Source organism: Actinoplanes sp. NPDC049599 (assembly GCF_044465625.1).
In the GTDB taxonomy this organism is placed as follows: domain Bacteria; phylum Actinomycetota; class Actinomycetes; order Mycobacteriales; family Micromonosporaceae; genus Actinoplanes.
In genome coordinates, this window is record NZ_JBITLX010000022.1 from 51,964 (window position 1) to 73,318 (window position 21,355).

At 69.9% G+C, this 21,355-nt stretch carries 11 protein-coding genes; 7 read left to right on the forward strand and 4 right to left on the reverse strand.

The window, feature by feature from the left end:
* The 4 genes from ACIBQZ_RS30940 to ACIBQZ_RS30955 form a co-directional block, all read right to left on the reverse strand.
* Window positions 1-1,688 (reverse strand): WD40 repeat domain-containing protein (locus tag ACIBQZ_RS30940; protein WP_396092350.1); only part of this gene is annotated, 1,688 nt, incomplete at its 3' end.
* Between the two features lie 60 nt (window positions 1,689-1,748).
* A complete protein-coding gene (locus ACIBQZ_RS30945; RefSeq protein ID WP_396092351.1) occupies window positions 1,749-3,602 on the reverse strand; it encodes a hypothetical protein in 1,854 nt (617 codons plus the stop codon).
* Window positions 3,599-4,951: a hypothetical protein gene (locus ACIBQZ_RS30950; RefSeq protein ID WP_396092352.1), complete on the reverse strand. Its 1,353-nt coding sequence runs from the start codon at window positions 4,949-4,951 to the stop codon at window positions 3,599-3,601. The genes ACIBQZ_RS30945 and ACIBQZ_RS30950 overlap by 4 nt, the downstream gene beginning before the upstream one ends.
* Window positions 4,952-5,197: 246 nt before the next feature.
* On the reverse strand, window positions 5,198-5,854 hold the full coding sequence (locus ACIBQZ_RS30955) for a peptidoglycan-binding protein (RefSeq protein ID WP_396092353.1): 657 nt from the start codon (window positions 5,852-5,854) through the stop codon (window positions 5,198-5,200).
* A 350-nt stretch (window positions 5,855-6,204) separates the two neighbouring features.
* On the opposite strand from ACIBQZ_RS30955, the gene ACIBQZ_RS30960 reads away from it, so the two are divergent.
* The 7 genes from ACIBQZ_RS30960 (at window position 6,205) to ACIBQZ_RS30990 (ending at window position 21,348) form a co-directional block, all read left to right on the forward strand.
* Window positions 6,205-8,085, forward strand: a complete 1,881-nt coding sequence (locus ACIBQZ_RS30960) for a hypothetical protein (protein ID WP_396092354.1) — start codon at window positions 6,205-6,207, stop codon at window positions 8,083-8,085.
* Window positions 8,082-11,249, forward strand: coding sequence for a DUF6603 domain-containing protein (locus ACIBQZ_RS30965; RefSeq protein ID WP_396092355.1), 3,168 nt, complete (start codon window positions 8,082-8,084; stop codon window positions 11,247-11,249). The genes ACIBQZ_RS30960 and ACIBQZ_RS30965 overlap by 4 nt, the downstream gene beginning before the upstream one ends.
* Window positions 11,246-13,513 carry a hypothetical protein gene (locus tag ACIBQZ_RS30970; protein WP_396092356.1) on the forward strand — a complete coding sequence of 756 codons (2,268 nt, stop codon included), beginning with the start codon at window positions 11,246-11,248 and terminating at the stop codon, window positions 13,511-13,513. Before ACIBQZ_RS30965 ends, ACIBQZ_RS30970 begins: the two co-directional genes overlap by 4 nt.
* Window positions 13,513-14,559 carry a hypothetical protein gene (locus tag ACIBQZ_RS30975; protein ID WP_396092357.1) on the forward strand — a complete coding sequence of 349 codons (1,047 nt, stop codon included), beginning with the start codon at window positions 13,513-13,515 and terminating at the stop codon, window positions 14,557-14,559. The genes ACIBQZ_RS30970 and ACIBQZ_RS30975 overlap by 1 nt, the downstream gene beginning before the upstream one ends.
* Before the next feature lie 266 nt (window positions 14,560-14,825).
* Window positions 14,826-17,858 (forward strand): hypothetical protein, encoded by a 3,033-nt coding sequence (locus tag ACIBQZ_RS30980; RefSeq protein WP_396092358.1) that lies wholly within the window; start codon window positions 14,826-14,828, stop codon window positions 17,856-17,858.
* A complete protein-coding gene (locus ACIBQZ_RS30985; protein WP_396092359.1) occupies window positions 17,855-19,207 on the forward strand; it encodes a hypothetical protein in 1,353 nt (450 codons plus the stop codon). The genes ACIBQZ_RS30980 and ACIBQZ_RS30985 overlap by 4 nt, the downstream gene beginning before the upstream one ends.
* A gap of 11 nt (window positions 19,208-19,218) precedes the next feature.
* Window positions 19,219-21,348: a hypothetical protein gene (locus ACIBQZ_RS30990; RefSeq protein WP_396092360.1), complete on the forward strand. Its 2,130-nt coding sequence runs from the start codon at window positions 19,219-19,221 to the stop codon at window positions 21,346-21,348.
* Window positions 21,349-21,355: the final 7 nt, after the last annotated feature.

Genomic DNA, 21,355 nt, shown 5'->3' on the forward strand with positions numbered 1-21,355 from the left:
AACGCTCGTACGGGACCCAGGTGACTGTCGAGTGGTTGGCCGACGGTTGATCCAGTGTCCGGATCCCACAGCAAAATTCGGGTGTCGTCGCCGCCCGAGGCAAGCAGCGGCCGGCCGTCGGAGGTGGTACCGAAGGCCAACGCTCGTACGGGACCCAGGTGACTGTCGAGTGGTTGGCCGACGGTTGATCCAGTGTCCGGATCCCACAGCAAAATTCGGGTGTCGTCGCCGCCCGACGCGAGCAGGCGCCGGCCCTCGCTCGCCGAACCGAGCGCGATGCTCGACACTCCGCCGATGGGACTACCGACCGGCTCAGGAGCCCCGGTCGCCGCCTCCGGCGCCCACAGCCGTACCGTCCGGTCCCAGCTCACGGACGCCAGCCATCGGCGCCCGTTCTCCACTTCACCGAACGTGACCCCGGAGACCGGTCCCAGGTGACCGGTCAGCGATGCGCCCAGTTGACGGCCAAGACCCGGATCCCATACCCGCACAGTTCCGTCGTGGCCGGCGGACGCAAGGACGAGGCGCCCGTCGCGAAGGCGGCCGAACGCCACACCGAACACCGGACCGGCATGCCCGGCGAGCGGGGGCCCGAGCGGCGTTCCGGAGCGGGAACTCCAGACACGAACGGTGCCGTCGTCGCTACCCGATGCCAGCACCGGCCGCCCATCCGAAGCACCGAACGCCAGGGCGCGCACCGGACCGTCATGGCGGGCGAGAACCCGCAGGTCTCGTCCTCCGTCACCGGCACTCCAGATGCGCACCGTCGCGTCGTCGCCGCCGGTAGCCACGACGCCGTGATCGCCCTCGGCAGAACCGAGCGCTACGGCCGTGATCGGGCCGTCGTGACCGGTCAGCGGCGAGCCGAGTGGTGCGGCCGTGGCCGGATCCCACAGCCGAACCTGTTCGTCCCAGCCCGCCGATGCCAGCGTCATGCGTCCACTGATGGTCGTCCCGCAGGCGAGGCCGATGACCACGTTGCGGTGACCACGCAACGGCTCACCGATGGAGGCACCCGAGTACGGATCCCACAACCGGACCGTAGCGTCGTCGCCGGCTGTGGCCAGACGTACGTCACCGTTGGCCAGGTGCACGAACACGACGGCGGTCACCGGGCCCTCGTGGCCCTCGATCGGTGCGCCGATCGGCGCACCGGAATACGGATCCCAGAGCCGTGCGGATCCGTCGTTGCCGCCGGACGCGAGGACCATTCGACCGCCGCTGAGGGAACCGAACGCGACGCTCCTTCCCCATCCGATGTGGCCGGCAAAGGGTAGATGCGCGGTCACCCGCTCGAGCCGGCACCACCGTACGAGGATGTCGCTGCCCCGGGCGTCGAGGCTGGTTCCCAGGCGGTACGCGGCGATGGTACGAATCAACCGACGTTGTCCGACCGGAGCCCTTTCCAGATCATCTGCCACAATCATCGACGCCGCTATCGCGGGAGGAAGCCGGTGAAGGCCGTACTCCCGACGGAAGGACTCAGCGGCCACGCTCAACGGACTCACGCGGTCCAGCACGTCGGTGCGGCCGGCTAGCGACTCCCATAGCCGGCCCGCCCCGATATGCTCCGGCAGATGCTGCGTCAGGTACGGGCTCAACGGCTGATCAGCGGCGATCGCCCGGTCGGCCTCCGCGAGCATGATGAGGGCGAGCCGTTTCTCGAATTCGTGATCAGCGACAGTCACCAGCGGCCGCCGGGTTCACGTCGTACGTCTGCCGAGTTGGCGTGATTGTCAGGTCGAACGTCATGATGTGTCCCGACGGTGATACCACTCGGCGAAGGTCCGGTGCGCGAGCCGATAGACGGCCTGCCCGTTCTCGCTGTCCTGCATGATGTACGGGGCGGCCAGGCGAAGGGCACGGCCGACACCGGCATCGTCGACCGGAGCCGTCCCGATGCTCGCCGCCGCTGCCGCCCAAACTCCGAAAGTGCGTGGAAACCCACTTCCTCGGGCATAGGCGAGGACGTGCATCAGCGCCTCCACGTCGGGTGCGCAGGCGCTCAGCCGGCGTACGGCGTGGGCGAAAATGCGGCCGTGACCGTCACCAAGAAGTCGATCGAGCAGTGCGTCGGACTCGCCGATCGCCGGGTCGGCGAGTATCTCGTGGACGGCGAGCCGGGCGAACAGAAAAGGCTGGTTTTGAACGGCGATACGTTCGGCGAGATTCCTGACGTAGGTGCCGGTCCGCTGAAGGCCTGCGAATCGCAGCCGGTTCTCGACATAGCTGCGGACGGCGCCGGGATCACGGCCCAGCGTCAGTACGCAATTCGGCTGGAGGACGAGGTGATCGAGGATCTCAGAACCCATATGCTGGTTGTTGTCCAGGTCCTCCCCCAACGCCCGGCGGGTGCCGAGGAGTACCCCGAATCCGGGCAGTGCCGCGAGTCCGCGCAGAAGCGCCGCAATGGTGAACGGATCCCGGGCTTCATCCAGAGCGTCGACGACGACAAGGGTCCGGCTTTGCTGTCTCTGCCGGGCGTAGTCCAGAAGCTCTGCGTGCCCGGCGACAGCGCCAAGCCCGAGTTGCGCCGCGACGGACGACGCGGTCTCCGCGATGGTCCGCCCACTGAGGTGGAGGATCGCATCGAAGGCCAGGTCACCTGATCGCAGGTCTTCGGGAATCGGCGCATGGCCGGCGGCGTGCAGGGCCGACCGCACCTTCGGATCGGAGCTGGCAAGGACCATGCCGAGGAGTGCGGATTTGCCGCACCCCGCCGGGCCGGTGACGACCAACATGCCACCGTCGGCCGTCCGTAGCCATTCGGCGATTCGCCGACGCTCCACGACCCGGCCTGCGAAGTTCCATGCAGCCTCGCCGATCTCACAACCCTGTGCCTTGGCGTAGAAGTGGTCGCGGATTTCCGCCGGGGCGTTGGCCAGGACCGCCCTCATTTCGCCGTACACATCCATCGCGGCCCGGACCGGCGGCAGCACATCGGACCGATGAGGCAGCACGGCGGATAGCTCGAACTTCTCATTGATCTTGTCGACGCCGAGCGGGATCGTCAGGCGCCGGACGAGTTCATGGACCGGAATCGCGTCGGTATCGTTGCCGTTGAAACTGGCCAGCACTTCTTCGAAGACATCCGGAAAAGCGCCCGAGTAAGCGGCGCCGTCGTCGGTCGTCGCGATCACCCCGACATTCCGGGGCGGGTAGCCGAACGACGTCCAAATTCGCCACCCTCCTCCTCTCGACCCGCAGGTATCAAGGATCAGCAGGACCCAGTCCGTGCTGGCGGCGGCCGTCCGGGCGCGTTCGAGCCTGAGCAGGGCAGCGCTGATCTGACCGTCTGACAGGGAGTCGTTACCTACCAGCTCCTCGGTGTCGGCCAGTGCAAGGAAATAGCCGTCATCGGTGAACTCACCGTGGCCGGTCCAGTAGACGATGTGCGATTCCTGCCCTCGCTTCGCCCACTCCTTGAGCTCCTTACTGATCTTGTCGGAGGTTGCCCGGTCGGTCCAGTCCTCGGTGACAGCGCCGTGCGCGCCCAGTAATGACTCGACCTTCCGTCGGCTGTCCGCGGCGGCAGGAACTGTCCACGTCGGCTGGCCGGGATACTCGGCCAAGCCGACCGTGATGAGGCGCACCACGGTCATGCCGCCTCGTCGGCGAGGAGCAGTTCCGACACGGCGGAATATCCGCCCGCCTTGACCTCGATGCGGTGCAGGCCGGCGGCGAGCCCGGGACGGGTGTATCGGAGCAGGTCCCCGTCGATGCGCACGGTGAGCCATCTGGTGGGCACATTGGTGGACAGGTTCGTCGAGGTGACCGTCACACCGACCGGATCGCCGCCGGCACCGGACACGGTGACCTCGACCGGGGCGCCGGCGCGCACCAAGTCCGGGATATCCGCGCCGACCGGCCGAGTTCCCAGCGGGAGGCCGGTGTCCGCGCCGGCGAGTTTGTCCGCGACGAAGGTTAACGCCTCGCCGCTCCTGGCCAGCGCGCCGTGCTTCTGCGGCAAGGGCCAGGCGACCATCCCCGCCGGGGCGGCCGCGTTGCGGTACACCGTGGAATCGCCACCGTGGTCGACGCCCGCGAGTGATTCGCCGAACCGGCACTCGCCGTCGGTGAAGGAGACGCTCTGCAACGTCGGCTGTTCGGCGCCCACCACCGGGTGCACCCGCAGGCTCGAGGCCGACCTGTTCACGTCGTCCGGTCGCAGCGACAACGCGTTCCAGCGGTTTGCCGCATCGTCCGCCAGCGCCGCCACACCCCCGAGACGGACGACGTCGGATGACGTCAGAAGCCGGTCCGGGCCGACGCACCGGTACCGCGGCAGCAGGTCGTACACCCCCGGACAGGTGCGGGCCAGTGCCTGAACCGCCCGCCGCGGCAGCGGCGCGCCCTCGCCGGTGGCCATCATGCGCACCGTCTTCACCGAGCCGTAGTAAGGCGTACCGAGCGTGATGATCTGGCGAACGACCGCCGATAGGCCCAGTACCTCGGTCGCGTATCGGGCCACCAGGCCACCCATCGAGTGCGCGACGATGGAAACCTGGACCTCAGCACGATCAGTCCACCTGTTCTCGGCTACGAGGGTCCGCCATGCTGCCAGTCGGGTCTCGCAGCTGAGGACCAGGTGCCGCGCGCTATGTTCGATCGACAATCGCCAGTCATAAGGAAACTCGAACATCGCACGGGCGTCTACGACCCGCTGCGCCACTCGATCCAGCAAAGCCGAATACGGCTCGACGCCACCGAGCATCGGCATATAGCCAGGGACACGCAGCAACCGTGTCGGCCGGAGCCGGCCCGCACCCGCCATGTCGTCCTCGGTCACCCGTAACGTATCCATCGCACCGGTCGACCATGCTCGGGCCAGCACCGAAGGGGTCAGGCCCCACCGGACCTTGCCGCTCTCGTCGACAAGTTCGCTGCCCATCACCCCGGGTATGACGCAAACCACGTCGTACGTCTTCCGGAATGTCGGAAGCGCGGCCATGGGTGACCCCTGTCAGTGAGGAACTCCGCGGTTGTACGTCGATTCCTACCGGGTAAGTCGTTGACCCGCACTCGAAGCGCACGGTTTCACTCATCAGTGAGCCTTGACGCAAACCGACTGCCCTTGTCTTGGCCCTGCGCGAGTATTCGTCCGATTGTCCATAGGGAGGCGAGCCGCGCCGTCGAGTCCCGGAGCGCGTGGCCGGCCGGACACGGATGCCGCTACGAGTGGGCAACGGCCGGCCGTTCAGGCGGGAGCGCCTGCTGGCGCAAGGTGGCGGGCGGTCGCGGCCGACAACGCTTTGCGGGTGAGCGGTCCGACGACTCCGTCTACCTCGAGGCGGTGCGCCTTCTGGAAGGCCCGCACGGCCGCCGCGGTACGGCGTCCGTAGGCACCGTCGGCCGGCCCGGGGTCGATGCCGTGCATCTGCAAACGGCGCTGCACCCAGCGGACCTCCTCGCCGAGGCAGCCGAGCTCCAACAACGTGTGGTGTTTGTCGGCGTGGAGCCCTGGAACCAGTCCGCCATGCGTCCACCCTCGCTTGTCGGCCGGGAACTTGTTCACGCCGTACTTCCTGCCCCGGGCCTCTATGGTCCTGCCATTACCCAGCGAAATTGCGACATGGTCGTTCGACGGCCCTTCATCGATTCGGAAGAGCAACGCCCCTCTCGTCTTGCGGGCGCGTTCCACCGAGATGAGCTTGTCGGCGCGGCGACAGGCGTCCCGCTGATTCTGGGCACCGTCGACGAACGTGACGCCACATCGCGCGGCGGCCCACTCCACGAGCTCCGAGCAGTCGAAGCTGTCAGGGTTCGGGTCGTCGAATTCGGCCTCGGAGCCGAAGACGTAGGGATCGCCCTGCTGGGTCAGGGCAATCTTGGCGAACTGACTGAAGCTGGCCATGGTGTGACCTCTTTCCAGACGAATGGCCGCTGGTGATCAGACCAGTGAAGCGCCTGCGGGTGGCCAGCATGCGGAAACCATCCGATGCATCACCCTCTGTCGGATGAGCGACACTCTATTTGTCATACGTTTTGGCGCTCCGGTAACGGGCGCGCCTCGGAAATGGCGGCTGGCACCTGCAAGGCGGGCAGCGGATCGCGCAGCCGGGTGCGGCCTGGCGGCCGGCGCGCGGCAGTAACGAGGTCACCCGGTCGGGGCGTAAGGGAAGAAAAGGCCGGCACCGCTGCGGCCCGAGGGTAACCTGGAGAGATCCGGCAAGCGTTCTACGGGTTTGGCTTGGATGGTGCGAAATGGTTACCCGAAACGCTTGTTTCCCTCATGTTCAGAGTGGACTCAGTCGCGCCATCGCCGCGCACAAGGAATACGCAGCCGCGCTGGATGATTGGCATACCTGGCTTGCGGCCGGGGACAATCCCAGCAATGCGGAGCAGCTGACCTTGTACAAGCTGATTCAGGAGACAATCGCACGTCGGCGCGACGGCGGGGCGTGGGCGACAATGGACAAGAAGGTCATCCCCGAGCCGGCAGCCCTCGACCGTGTGCTCGATCGCGACAAATATGACGCCTTCGGGGCGACGGTTATGACCCGGCGACTGAAGGTCGAGAAATCAGCCAAGGAACTCTGCGATCAGCTGGACTCCGATGACCTCATCGCCGAATTGGAGGCCTCCTCCTATGAGGCACAGTTGGCGTACCTCGCCGAGTTGACCGATCAGCTGTCGGCATCGAATGTCGGAATGCTCTTCATGCGCAGGTCGGTGAATCTGGATCAGAGCCCTCTGCCGGTCGTACATCCTGACCGGATCACCCGCGATCCCATCAACTTTCTCATCACTGACACACCCGCGGCGCGCCGGGCCGCCAAGATCTACATCCATGCCAGCCTGAAGATGTTGCCCGCGCTGGTGAAGGACAAGAACCCCGATAAGCTCACCGCCCTGCTCGTCGATTTCATCGGCCGGTACTTCCCGGAGGACAAGGTTGCCGCCGCGACCTTGGAGGAGAAGTTCAACAAGGCACGCGCCTGGCTTGTCGACAATCCGGACGTCTGGAAGGACAAGTTCGACAAGCACGGTCGCGCCGCCGGCTGGATCCAGGTGTTCTTCGAGGTCGCCGACTGCGCGGTGAAGGCGAAGAAGATCAGCGACCACGTCGATGCCAGGAGCATCGTGGCGATGATCAAGGCGATCGTCGGTACCGGCTCGGCCATTCTCGCTTCCCCGTGGGAACGCGCGCAGAACTTCGTCACCACCGATGTCGGCAAGAGGATGAAGTACGGGCTTTCCTTGCTCAACGCGGTCATGGACGTCATCACCGCCTGTATCGCGGTGTATGACGCCAAGGAGGCATACGAGGACGGCGACCTGAGCGTGGCGGCCGGGCAGGCGATGCAGGGGGTCGGGCTGGCCGCCGCTGGGGTCATCGCCGGGGTCGACACGGTGGCGTCCCTAACCGGGTCCGTGGCTCTCGGCGCCCTCGTTCCGGGCCTTCAGGTGATCGCGCTTGCCGCGGTCGTCGCCGTCCTGGCCGGCGCTCTTCTCGTCGCTTACACCCAGGACTCGCCCTTCGAGTCCTGGCTGCAGAACTGCTGGTTCGGGGACCGCTGGGACGACGTGGAGCCCGGGGCCGGGCCCGACAAGGCGTGGTTCAAGGCCAAGCGCGTGGACGGTACCCCGGACATCGGTCGACAGGTGTCGACCTATCTATCGGTGCTCTTTCCGCTGCGGCTCACCGCGACGATCGGCGAGCACACGCCGTTGTTGGTGAGCCTGAGCAGCAGCCCCATCCTTGCCTATGCCGATTCTCAGGTGGACTTGTGGCGACTGGCGGACAACACGGGCACCGACCAGGGGATGCGGTGGACGCGGGTGCCGGTCTTCAACCGCTCCCGGACGTTGGGGCAGGTCGACGATCCCCGGGTGTTCGCCGACCTTGCCGGCGATCCGCCGGACCAGCGCGTCATCGGCTGGGTGGCGTCCTTCGGGCCGCTGGTGTGGTCACAGGGGACCAACGCGGCCTTCGACATGACTGAAAGATGGGTGGAGATGGACGTGACGATCCCGGCCAGGTTCGCCCCTCAGATCGTCGAGGCGATCGGAGGCAGCGACCGGGGTCAGAACTTCTCCTTCCCGTATACGGTGCGCGGCCGGTGCAAGGTCGCCGAGGCATGACCGGGTCTTCTGTAGAGGCGGTGCTTAGGGAGATCGGCCTCGCCCTGGAGCCGCTCGCCGACGCCGTCACGCAGCAGCCGGTTCCCTCGGGCCTGGCGGCGCTGCTGTCCGAAGCCGGAATCACCACGATCGCCGCCGGCGGCGTCCTCGCCGACCTGTGCAGGGACGTGGCGCCCCTCGTGCAAGCGGTCCAAAGCCTCACCAGCGATGACGCCGGCCCGGACGCAAGCACCCTCGGCTCGGCGCTGCGCAGGGTGTTCGCCTCGGTCAACGCCTTCGGGCAGGGCGCGGCGGGCGTTCCCGTCGGTGCCGGTGAGCAGCTCGTGGCCCATCTGCTGACCGACTCGCTCAGGCGCCGGCACACCGTGCTGTATGCCGCCCTGCAACTCATGGGCTTGATGCGGGAGACGCCGGACGGGGTCGCCGGGCCGGCCCCGCGACTAGAACCGGCGCGCTTTCCGCGACTCGTCAACGACCTCAACGGCCTGATGGCCGAGGCGTACGGATGGGGAACGCCGCATTTCGCGGATCGCCGGTTGCTGGAACACCTGCAGCAACTGGCGCTCGCCCTGGGTTTCCCGGCCCTCGCCGACGTGGCGGACCGGCACGAACATGCCGGGCTGGCACCCGTCGCGGGACACCCGATTCCGGGTCTACGGCTTGTGCTGGCTACGACGGGTACCGCGGAAGCCGCGGTCGAGACCGGGATATCCGTGCTGCCGATCAGGCGGGACTCCGACCCGGCGCCCGGGTTCGCGGTCGTGCCGTTCGGCGTCGGCGCCATCTCGCAGAAGATCCCACTCGGCGATCAGTGGGACCTTCTCCTCGAGGCAACCGGCGAGACGACAGTGCCCTTCGGACTGGTTGCACTCTCGGGCTCGTTCACCGTCGCGGCGGTATCCGACACACCACACCCGGTGCGGGCCGGAATGCGTATCGGCATCGCGCGGTCGGTCCCGTCCGACCAGTCACACACCTTGCTGGGCGACCCGCACGGCACCCGCCTCGATGTCGGAACCCTGGGTCTCTTCCTGGAGCTCAGCGCCGATCCGTTCGATTTCGGCGTATGCGTGGCGGGCACGCAGTGGCGCCTCGTCGTACAGGCCGGCAGTGAAGACGGCTTCCTGTCCGCCGTGCTGCCCGAGGACGGACTCAGTCTGCCCTTCGACCTGTCCATCGGCTGGTCACACCGTCGGGGACTCTATTTCGCCGGTGGCGCCGGACTGCGCTGGGCGGTTCCGACTGCCATCGACACCGGGCCAGTGCGCATCACGAAGGCGGCGCTCGCTCTGGCAGCGGACGCCAAGAAGCCCGACGCCGCAGCCAGGATCCGCCTCAGCGTCGCGCTCGACGCTCGCGTGCAGATCGGACCTTTCTCCGCCGTCGTCAGCGAGGTGGGTGTGCAGGGCAACCTGGCGATCGGCGTCGGCAACGCCAACGCCGGGATCGGTGAGTTCGGCCTCACCGCTCAACGCCCGACCGGTGTCGGGCTGACGATCGACACACCCACCGTGTCCGGCGGCGGCTTCCTGCGACTCGAGCCGGAGCTCGGCCGATACGCGGGGGTCTTTGAACTCACTCTCGCCGGCACGGTGGCGATCAAGGCGATCGCCCTGATCGCCACCAGGACAGGCGGCGATTCGGGGGGCTTCGCGCTGCTGATCCTGATCACGGCGGATGGGTTCACGCCGATCCAGTTGGGCCTCGGGTTCAGCCTGACCGGCATCGGTGGGCTGTTGGCGATCAACCACACGATCGACGCCGACGCCGTCCGTGACGGTCTGCACAACGGGGTCCTCGACTCGATCCTGTTCGTCAAGGACCCGGTGAAGAACGCCGATCGAATCATCAGCACCCTCGACCATGTTTTTCCCTTCGCCAAGGACCGCCTGCTGATCGGCCCACTGGCCGAGATCAGCTGGGGCAGCCCACCGCTGATCAAGATCCGCCTCGCGCTGCTGCTGGAGATCCCCCAGCCGGTGCGGGTGGTACTGCTCGCCGCGCTGTCCATGTACCTGCCCACACCGGCGAACGCGGTGGTCGAAATTCACATCGATGCGATCGGGACGCTCGACCTCGGCACGAAGCAGCTCGCGCTCGACGCCTCTCTCCACGATTCGCGGATCCTGACGTTCGCCCTCACCGGCGACATGGCACTGAGGCTGAACTGGGGAGACGAACCGCAGTTCCTGATGTCCATCGGCGGGTTCCATCCGAAGTTCCGGCCACCGAAGGGCCTGCGGCCACTGAACCGGCTCGCCCTGAGCCTGTCCGGCAGCAACAATCCGAGGATCCGCTTCGAGGCCTATCTGGCGCTGACGTCGAACACCATCCAGATGGGAGCCCGCGTGGACATCCACGCGGAGGAAGCAGGTTTCGGCATCGACGGCGGCGGCTCGTTCGACGGGCTGATCCAGTGGTCGCCGTTCATGCTCGATGTCGCCTTCGCGGCATGGGTGAAGATCACCTTCGGTGGTGCACCGCTGCTCGCCCTGTCGTTGTCACTGAACGTCACCGGTCCGCAGCCGTGGCACATCACCGGCCGGGCCGCTGTCCAGGTCCTGTTCTTCAGCGCCAGCGTCGGCATCGATCTCACCATCGGCGCCGTCGCTGCGGCACCGGAACCGGTAGAGCTCATCGATGTCGGCGCCGAGATCTGGTCGCAGCTGAGCGATCCCGCTCGGTGGCAGGCAATCCTGCCCGCCTCGGTCCCGCCCGGCGTCACGCTGGCCGGGGTACCGCAGCCTTCCGCGACGCGCCCGCTGGTCGCCCACCCGCTGGCGACGCTCAGTGTCCGGCAGAGCATCGCCCCGCTGGATCGCCCCGTCGAGCGGGTCGGCGCCCGGCTCCCCGCAGGCGGGACGCACACCTACTCGGCGGCAGCGGTCACGCCGGCCGGAGTCGACTGCGCGCCGGTCACCGACCTGTTCGCGCCCGCCCTGTACACCGATCTGCCCGACGACGCAGCACTCGCCGGGCCGTCGTTCGAGACCATGACCAGTGGGCTGAGCCTCCGGCCGGCGGTCGCGTCAGCCGCGGGACCGGGAATGGCCTGGGACTTCACCGTGGACACCCTCGACATCACCACGTGGGACGGTCCCACCGTTCCCGGTGCCCCGGCCACGGTGTCGCCGAGCACGTCCAGGACGCCGGTGACCACATGAGTGTGCAACGCGGTGTGCTGGCCTGGTACCGGCGTGGCCTGGTCACCGCGGTCACCGGTACGCCGACCGCCGGTACCGCCCGCGCCGGGCTACCCGCCCGGTTGACGCTGAACGGTGCTGCCCCGTACAGCGGGCCGGTGCCGGTGCAGCTGGCAGGCCCCGGCGATGTCGTGGCACTCGACCCCGCCGAGATCCGCCGTTGCGAACCCTATGACGGCTGCTCCGACTTCGAGCCGGAGTATCTGGCCTACGTCGAGCTGGCGTCCGCGGATCTGCCCTGGCGGTTCAGCCCGCTCGGACCGGTCAGTGTTCCCCTCACCGATCCCGAACATCCGGGTCCGGCCCCCGGAAGTCAGACACGGCTGGCACCGTGGCTCGCGCTCGTCGTCGTACCGCAGGACGCCGCCCAGGTGACGCCCGCCGCACCGGGCGGCCTGCCGATCCTGATCTGCGCCGGATCCGAGCTGCCGGATCCGAGTGAAAGCTGGGCGTGGGCGCATGTCCAGGTCGACACCAGTGGTGGCGTCGACGCCGCGACAGCCGCCGGGGACCGTAGCCGCTCAGTGGCCCGCCTGCTCTGCCCCCGCCGCTTGGAGTCGGGCGTCGCCTACCGGGCGTTGCTCGTGCCCACCTTCGCCGGCGGTCTGGGCGCCGTAGGGCTGGATCTCGCCGGCCGCGATCCCTTGGCTCCCGCCTGGGACACCACGGGAGAAGCCCGGCTGCCGGTCTACTTCAGTTTCGGCTTCAGCACCGGCGAGGCCTCGACGTTCGAGACACTGGCCCGCCGGCTACGACCCCGCGGAGCTCCCCCGACCACCGGCGGCCGGACGATCGCCGTTCATGCGCCCGGATGGGGCGTCGTCGGCCCCGTCGGGTCCACCGTCCTCGTTCAGGGCGCTCTGCGGCCTCTCGGACCGCCTACCGACGCGCCCGCCGATCCTGCACTCGCCGCCCAGCTCGCCACCGCGATCAGCGCCGGCGGCACCGGACTTCAACTACGCCCACCGATCTACGGTCAGGACTACGCCAGTGGACGCACCACCGTGAACGCCGCTGAGCGCGGCTGGCTGAGCGAGTTGAACACCGACCCCCGCCGACGGCTGGCGGCCGGTCTCGGCGCCTGGGTGGTCGCCGTGCTCCAGGAGGAACTCGTCGACCAGGCGTGGAAGCAGCTCGCAGCGGCAGGTTCCGTGCCTTCCGCGGCGGCCGACCCGGAGCTCGCCGGGATCCTGACCGACGCGCTCTATGAGCGGACCGCCTCCACCACCGCCGGGGTGCTGCCGGGCACGCTGGCACGGTCGAGCCGGGCGGGTGGTCCCATCGCCCGGACCGGCACTGCGCTGGCGCCCGCGTTGCGGACGATGGCCGTGACCGCTTTCGGCGCCGAGACCGCTCCCGACGCCGGTACGCCTGCCGCCCGCTTCGCACCCGACTACGACGATCCGGCACACGCCCTACTGGCCGGTGTCTGCCCGGAGTGGCTCCTTCCCGGTGTGGGTGACGTAGCTGAGGATTCCCTGGTCGTGATGCGCACCAACCCCGCATTCATCGAGGCGTTCCTGATCGGGCTGAACCATGCGCTCGCCCGCGAGCTGGCCTGGCGGCGCTTCCCCCTGCGGCAGGGGGCGACCATGGTGCGCCGGTTCTGGACGTCCACACCCGGTGCTGCCGACAACCGGATGAGGGCCGTGGGCGATTGGGATGCCGCCTCCGGTCTCGGTACGCACACTCCCGGCGTGGACGAGCTTGTTCTCCTGATCCGCGGTTCGCTGCTGCGCCGGTTCCCGACCGCGGCGATCTACCTCGCCGGTGTGGGCGCCGACGGCACGGAGCGGCACGTCACTCCGTCGATGTCTGCGTCACTCGGTCCCGGCACCGCGTTCTTCGGCTTCCCTGTCACCGCCACCGAGGCACTCTCGCCATCGGTGGCCAGTGGCGTCTCCGCGTGGTGGATCGTCCTGCAGGAGGCCGTCGATCACGCCCGGTACGGGCTGGACGGCGCCCCGACCGACGGCAGCACCGCCATCCTGAACAGCTGGGCCGACCTCGACTGGGCCCACCCGCACGTCGCTGGGCACACGCACCTGCCGGTCGACGGTCCGCTGGCCGGCGTCGCGCGTGGTCTCCGCAGTGCCGCGGGTGGCCCCAAGGCAGTGTGGGGGGCCGACTCCGCGCAACTGGCCGCCGCGCTGACCAGACCGGCCATCCGCGTGCGTATCTCGGTGTCGCTCTGGCTGAAGACACCGAACAAGTCGGTGGTCTGATGTTCGACCACCTCCGCGCTCAGCTCGCCTCGCGGCTGGCGCAGGCCCTGGCCGCGCTCCAGGACGCCGAGACCACCGCCGAGCGGGCGGCCCTCGCCGCGGACGAGGCGGCCACCACCGTCGGGGCCGCCGCCGCCTCACTCCAGAACGCGGAGGCCGTCGTGGCTCCGGCCCAGGCGGTCGTCTCGGCGGCCCAGCAGGCGCAGGCCGGCGCCCGGCAGACCGTGGCTGCGGCCCAGGACGCCATCCGGGAGTGGCTGGACAGCGAACCCGAGACCGACATCGGCACCAAGCCCAACCCCACACACGGCCGCTGGGCGAGACTGGGCCCGCCGCTGAAGAAGCGGCTCGCCGAGGCCCAGGCCCAGGTGAGCGCGGCCGACGCCGACCTCGCGAACGCCGAGAACGCGCTCGGGCAGGCGACCGCCCGGGCCGCGAACGCGCGGCAACAATTGCTCGCCGCCCAAGCCGGTCAGGCCAGCGCCCTGGCCCAGCTCGGCACCGTCAGGGCGACGGTGGTCGACCGCCACCAGCAGGCGCAAGCCGTGTCCCGACTGACCGTCGAGTTGGACGCCGAACAGGCGGGAATCCTGGCTGACCCACTGGATCGAGGAGCTCTGCAGGAACTGGCCGATCGGCAGACCGCGGCCGCCCTGGCCGCCCGGCAGGCCCGGCGCTCTCACCGGCAGGAGCTCGCCACGGTGGCCGCCGAGCGGGCGGCGACGCTGGCCCAGCAGGACGAGATCGTGAATCGTCTCGCGCCGCTGTGCGCCGAGATCCGGGGACAGATCCGATCGGTGCCATATCCAGAACTCGCGATCATCGCCGATGGGCTCGAGCAGGTGGTCGCCGAATCCGCGGTGCAGCGCGTCCGCGACGTACCCGATCGCACCGACGACCTCACCGCCGCCGGGGCTGCGCTGGCCACGCTCGCCGAGCACGGCGCTCGGGTCCTGTCCGCCGCCCAAGCCACCTTGCAGCAGGCGAGGGAGAAGCTGGACTCGGCGAACTCCGACCTGGCCGCCCTGAGGACGGAATGGCGATGAAGGACTGGAACCCGGACGACCCAGGTGACTCCGCCGCATGGAATCGGAACTTCCGACGCTGGCAGGCCGCCGAGGCCGCCGCGACGAGAGCGCAGACGGCGGCCCAGGAGGCAATACGGGATGCTCATGAGGCGATTGCCTCGATCACCTCGTGGACGGAGATGCTGGCCTCCGCGGCCGATACCACTCTCGCCCGAGCCGGACGGCTCGCCGAGCTGTCCCGCCAGGCGATCGCCGCCGACGCGGCGATCGCCGTCGACACCGACGTGCTCGCCGACCGGGACCAGGCACGCGACACGGCCACAGCCCGGCTGCTGTCAGGGCCCCGGAACTCGATACCGGTCACGCTGCTGCCGGTCGGTCTGCACACCAGCTGGAGCGGCGGCACGCTGCGGGTGCGCATCCAACCGGACCAGATCTCGACCACCCACCACGATCCTCGACTCACATCCGCGGAGACCGCCGCCGCCACCGCCTACTGGACGACCTGTGGGGCCGGACACGCCGACCAGGCGTGGGTCGACCTCGTACGAACGGTCGGGCCGTACCGGGCTGCCTGGATCGTGCGCGGCAGCGACCCGGCGCAGCCCACGCCGCAGACCCGCGACGGGTCCTGGACCGGCGTCGCGGTGCGCTTTGAGCTGCTACCCGACAGGTTCGCCGTCGTCGCCTACGCGGCCGGGCAACCAGTGAACACGGCGCCCGCCGATTCGCCGCCGCAGTACGTCACCTGGGGCACTCCGATCGACGCCGACGCGCTCACCATCACACCCTGGAGCGGGGCGGGCGCCCTGGACTGGACGGCTGACTTCGCCGCCGCCCAGTCCGCAGGCATGGGAGTCATGGTGACCGTGCCGCCCAGCGCGCCGACGATCGACGAGCTCGTCGCGGTCGGCGTGCGCACCTCTGGCGGCTCTCTCGCCGACCTGCTGGACGAACACGCCTTCACGGTCGGCGTCGAACTGACGACCGACCAGACGGCGACGAACAACACCGACGCCGCCCGCTCGACGTTCAGCCCGGAGCACGACGTCGAAGTGGCCGCGGCCCTGCTCACCGAAGCACCAACCCCGCCGAAGGGCTCCGGCGGCGCTCAGTTCGCCGAGTTGCTGGGAGTGGATCCGTCCCGGCTCTCCCGAACTGCCGGGGCCTCCGTGTCCCGCGTCGACCTGCCGTCGGCCGTCCGGCTGCTCACCGGGCTGGCTGCAGACGGCCCGGTGTCCGGCGCCGTCGGCGACCCGGCTGCCTGGGCACTGGTCACCCCCGGCGGCCCGGCGCCGGCATTGCGTGTCGGCCCGCAGCCGTACGGTGTCCTGCCCGCCAGCGTGCCCGCCCGCTGGACGTCCGCGGCCGGGGAGGCGGGGGCCGCTGTGGCCCCGCTGCTGGCGGCCTGGGCGGCCTCACACGCCGCGCCGGTCGACGTCGATCCGGCCCGTACGGTCGCCGATCCACCCGTCGCCCGGCGTGTCACCGCCGACGACGAGTCGACGCTGTTGGACCTGCTGGTGGAATCGGCCCGCAGTCTCTCCTGGTCCGGCGACGGTTACGACTACACGGGCCGGGATGGCCTCGTGGGGCAGGCCGGAACCTATCTGGAGACGATCGCCGCGACAGCCTCGGCCAACCTGACGGACGTTGCACTACCAGACGTCCTCCTCGCCCGGATCGCCGTGATGGCGAAGAGGCGAGCCACGGCGGAGCAGGCGAGCGCCGTCGATGCCGCACTGAGCACCCTCGCCGCCGCCGCCCGGTCCGAGGCGGGGCTTGACCAGCTGGCCGCCGCGGTGACCACCCATCTGGATGCCCTCTCGCACCGGACCGACGCCTGGATCACCGCGGTGGCTGCCGAGCGCCTCGTCGCCTCGCGCAGCGCCGGAGCCGGTTCGGCACTCGGTGCCTACGGCTACGTCAGTGACGTCGCAGCGCGCACCGATGACCGCAGTTCCGGGCACGTGCATGCACCGTCGCTGGGACAGGCGGCGACCGCGGCCGTGTTGCGGGCCGGTTATCTCGGGCAGCGCCAGGCTCTGGAGACGGCCGGCGGCGGTGACGGCGGCACCCTCGCCATCGACCTTTCCTCACGCCGGATCCGGGCGGCCCGTTGGGTGCTGACGGCTGTGCGCGGCGGGCAGGCTCTGGGGGCCGTGCTCGGCTATCGGTTCGAGCGGGACCTCGCCGACGCAGGTCTGAGCCGCTATCTGTCTGCTTTCCGTAAGCTCACTCGATTCAGCACCGGCAGTGGCCTGCAACGCCAGGAGGAAGCTCGCCACCGGGCCGCCTCCGAGCTTGCCGTTGCCCAGCGGCAGCTGACCATCCTGCAGCAGGCCGCAACCGCCGCCGCCCACGCCGCGGAGGCGGCGGACGCGGTCCTGCGGGCAGCGGTCTCGGCGCAGGCTGCCGCCGATGTGGTGGCCGAGCCCTACTGGCAGATGATGCGGGAACTCGACACGGTGACGAGAGAGATCCCCGCGCTCGAATCGGCTCTCGCCGCCGTCACCGCCCAGCGACCGCGGGCCAAAGTGGCGCGGCGCCGGGTGCGCGGGCCGGACGGCTACTTCGATATCGAAGTCGGTGACCCTGCCGACGACGACGCCACGACCCGGTGGGCCACCGAGCGGGCCGCCGCCAGCCGGGCGTTTCTGTCCGCGAAGGCCCGTCAGGCCGAGCTGTCGGCCGCGACGACCAGTCCGGCCGCTGTTGCCGCCCTCACTGCCTCGGAAAACGCCCATGCAGCGACGGCTGTCGCCCAGGGGCCGGCCGCCATCGCAGCCTCGGCGCAGCACGAGGCCGAAACCATCGCCGCGCTCTTTTCGGCCAACGACCTCGCCGCCGCGAAGGCCGCCCTCGACGCGGCCACGAAGGCAGTCGCCGACGAACTCGCGAACCGGCTCAGCCAAGCGAGTACATCGACGTCGCTCACCGCGACGGTCGACGGGCTCGCGCTACGCGGACGCTACCGTGCCGGGCTGAACGCGCAACCGCAGAACTGGAGCCTGGCCACCATCCCGTTCCGCGCCACCCCCGCCGACGCCCCGCTCGATGCCGAGATGATCCTGCCTGCCGTCACCGCCGACGCCGACCACCCGCCGTTGGCCGAGGTGCTGGCCCGGCTCGACGACCTGGTCGACGCGATCGCCGACCTGATCACCGCCGAAGGCGTGCACCACCTGGTGAACGGCAACACCGCCCGTTCCGGCGCCGCCCTCGACATCGCGACGACCGGAGCCGTGCCCGAACATTTCGACGTCGTCCGCACCCCCTCGGCGGGTACGACATCACGCACCGGGTGCTCGCCGTGACGGGAGCGGAACCGGCGCCCGCGTGGTCGGCTACCCCGACCGGAGCGCCGGCAACGGCCGACCCGGCCCTCGACGCCTGGGTCAGCCGGCTGCTGCCCGCGCCATCGAGCGTTCACATCACCGCCAGAAGGCTCGACCCGGTGACCGGCGCTACGGGGCCGGCGCTGACGTTCACCGCCGACCGGCTCGGCCTCGGACCCCTCGACTGGGTACGGCTGTCGGCCGACCCGGCTGAGACGCGTGCCCGCGCAGCCCTGGTCGCCCGAAAGGAATGGGCTGCCGTGCTGGGCGGCGAAGCACTCACCGGGACGGTCAGGCTCGAGGCATCGGAGGACACCGCGCCGCCCGGTCCAGGCGTCCTCTCGCTGGGGGACCTCACCGCCGCGGCGGACGCCGTCCGAGGCCTGCTCACCTCCGCCCGGTCCTTGAGCCCGGCCGACCTGACGCCTCCCACCGAGGCTGCCCCCATCGACGGGTTCGCGGCCACGGCCGTACTGGGCCGACTCCAGGCCGTCGAGACGATGGTGTCCGGCGTCCTGACCGAGCTACGGAACGCTCGGGAGCCGGAGGCGCTCACCACCTCTCTGCTGGCCGCGGCCGCGCTGGGCATCGCCGAAGCAGTGCCGGCATTCGACCAGGGGATCCCGCCGGTCGCCACGCTGATCGCCCAGGCGCAGCTCGCGCATGCCCGCCTCAGCGCCCGCATCGCTGCGGGACCGATCGGGGCCGCCGACGACCCGGCGACGACCATGGCGCACGCGCGCCAGCGGGCGGCGGACCTTTGCGGCTTCGCCCTGCCGCTGCTCATCCCGGTGAGCGTCCCGGCGCTGAGCGCCGTGTCCGGTGGTGACCCGGCGACGGTTCGTGCCTGGCTGCACGACCACGCCCGGGTACGGCCGGCCGTGGCGGCACTGCTACGCGCCTACGACATGGCGGAGACCCTCGGTGCCGACGCCGTCCTCGACGTCCGGGCCGCACACCTCGGCGCCGACACCGGTACGCCCTGGGCAGGCGACAGTGACGCTCCGCCGCCAGGCGTGGTGGACGTGGTGATGGTCGGGCGCGCCGACGCCAGCCGAACCGTCACCGGCCTGGCCCTCGACAGCTGGACGCAGACCGTTCCTGACGCCGAGATCCACAGTGCCCTGGCTTTCCACTACGACCGGCCGACGGCCAGCCCGCCGCACGCGATCCTCGTAGCCGTCACGCCCGACGCCACCGGCCCTGGGCCGGACACCTGGGCGCTGGACACATTGCTCGACACCGTGCGCTCGACGATCGCGCTGGCCGGTGACCGAGCCGTCGCCGCCGAACTGGTGCCCACCTCCTGTGTCCAGCTGCACGACTGAGGAGAGGTTGAATGCCCACGACACTACGCCCGCGCTCGACGGCGACCACAGCGACCGAACAGGCGCTCGCGTTGTCCGCGCCGGTGTCCGACCCGGTCTGGTTCCTGGCCCGGCAATGGCAGACCCGCGGGCTCGTCGCCACCGACGGCGGCGATCCCGTACAGGTCGAAATCGCGGTCACCACGGTGCCCGTCGAACTGGACGGCGGGTTCACCCAGCCCGACATCGAAGCCGAACCCCAGGCCGTCGTCCCGCTTCTCGACACCGCGTCCCGCGTACGGCTGGCCAATGAGCTGACCCGCTTCCTGCGCGACTCCGGGATGGGTGCCGGCCGCGTCCTTACCGTGCGTATCGCCTTGGCGAAGGCCTTTCCGTTGCAACCGGTCACCAGCTCGGCCGCGGTCGACCCGTACACCGGGCGCGTCCCGGACGCCGCTGAGCTGGCCGGTCGGCTGTCCACCGCACTCGCCGAGGATGGAACAGGGGTGTTTCCCGTGCTGCCCGGCATCGACGTGGCCGCCGACCCGCAGCTGGAGACCGGTCTGCGTTCCTGGTACGCCTGGACCCGGCGTGCGGCGTGCGCCCTCGACGACAGCGGCGACAGCGCTCCACCCCGCTGGGACGCCACCCGTCTCGGCTACTCGGCCGCCGCGACGGCGCGGCTTGCAGCGGGTGCCGTCCAGCTGACCCTCCACGACTACGACGGCACCGGGCTGGACTGGCACTCGATGGACCGTACGGCGCTGGCGACGGCCGTGTCCGAGCCGTCACCGTCACCGTCCCCGTCCCGCCTGGTCCGGCCGGCTCCGGTGACTTTCGCCGGTATGCCGAATCCTCGCTTCTGGGCATTCGAGCGTGGCGACGTCAACCTGGACGCGATCGCCGCGACAGACCCGGCACACGCGCTGCTCGCGACCTTCGCGCACGCCTACTCCAACGACTGGTTCCTCGTCCCCGTCGACGTCCCGCCCGGCGCAACCATGATCGACCGGCTCCAGGTGACGGACTCCTTCGGCACCTCGACAGCTGTGCAATCCGCCGCGGCTCAGGACGGCCCGGACAGCCCGTGGCGGATGTGGGAACTGACCCCGGCGACGCCGCTTCCCCACGACGCCGCCCTCGGCCTGCGCGTCTTCTTCCCACCGTGCGCTCCACCACTGGAAGGCCCGGTGCTGGAGGACGTGCTGGTGGCCCGCGACGAGATGGCGAACCTGGGCTGGGTCGTCGAGCTGACGGTACGCGACGACGACGGCACCGAGGTGGACCGCAACCGACGCTGGGTGCGGCTGCGCCCGGCAACCGATCCCACTTATGAGCCGGGCGAGGTGGCCGCGTACCGCCTTGGCACTGCACTGCCCGACCACTGGTACCCGCTGCTCGCCGAACCGGCGCCAGGAGGCGTCACCGAGCTGGTGTTCGCCGAATTGCCACCGGGGGCGGTCAACGTGTCGGACGAAGGAGTCGCGGGCCACCTCGTCCCACACGGGAACGGAACCCGGCTCGCCGACGAGGAAGCGACCGGCACCCGCATCAGCCGGGTCAGCCGCCTGACCCGCTCCGCCGGGGCCCGCCGGGCCTGGCGCGCCCGGGCGCGCCGCCCGGGCGCCGGGGAGGCCGCATCCGGGCTGCGCTTCGACATCCTCAGCACGCCCGCCAGCGCTACCAATCTCGTCCGCAATGGTGATGTCACCCTTGCCCGCCGCCGACCACCCGGACAGCTCACCGGCGCCGGTGTGCCCGGCGACTCCGCTGCCGAGAACTGGACCCTATGGAACAACCCGGCCACCACCACGACGACCCGGGTCGAGCCGACCACCCGCCCGGGCGGCACCGGCTGGATGCTGCGGATCACCACCGGTGCCGGCGGCTGCGGTCTCGTGCAGCAATGGGGTGCGAACGACACGGGTCCGTCGGCCGCGCAGGCGGAAGCCTGGGTCTACGTCGTCCATGGCAGTGTGGTGCTGGGGTCAGGCAACGGCGGCAGCACCGGCCATGACGTGATGAGTTCGACGATCGGGCGGTGGGAACGACTCGTCGCGGCCAGCGGCCGGCCGCCGGTGAACGAGGTCGTCCTGTACGCCGCGTCCGCCGGTGGAGCCGAGTTCCTCGTCGACTCCGTCGCGGTGCGCGCGACCGGCTGAGGCAGGC

Excerpts from the sequence above, each read along its gene's own strand:
- ACIBQZ_RS30990 (WP_396092360.1), top strand. The coding sequence starts at position 19,219 with ATGCCCACGACACTACGCCCGCGCTCGACGGCGACCACAGCGACCGAA.
- ACIBQZ_RS30965 (WP_396092355.1), top strand. The coding sequence starts at position 8,082 with ATGACCGGGTCTTCTGTAGAGGCGGTGCTTAGGGAGATCGGCCTCGCC.
- ACIBQZ_RS30970 (WP_396092356.1), top strand. The coding sequence starts at position 11,246 with ATGAGTGTGCAACGCGGTGTGCTGGCCTGGTACCGGCGTGGCCTGGTC.
- ACIBQZ_RS30955 (WP_396092353.1), bottom strand. The coding sequence starts at position 5,854 with ATGGCCAGCTTCAGTCAGTTCGCCAAGATTGCCCTGACCCAGCAGGGC.
- ACIBQZ_RS30975 (WP_396092357.1), top strand. The coding sequence starts at position 13,513 with ATGTTCGACCACCTCCGCGCTCAGCTCGCCTCGCGGCTGGCGCAGGCC.
- ACIBQZ_RS30960 (WP_396092354.1), top strand. The coding sequence starts at position 6,205 with ATGGTTACCCGAAACGCTTGTTTCCCTCATGTTCAGAGTGGACTCAGT.
- ACIBQZ_RS30950 (WP_396092352.1), bottom strand. The coding sequence starts at position 4,951 with ATGGCCGCGCTTCCGACATTCCGGAAGACGTACGACGTGGTTTGCGTC.
- ACIBQZ_RS30945 (WP_396092351.1), bottom strand. The coding sequence starts at position 3,602 with ATGACCGTGGTGCGCCTCATCACGGTCGGCTTGGCCGAGTATCCCGGC.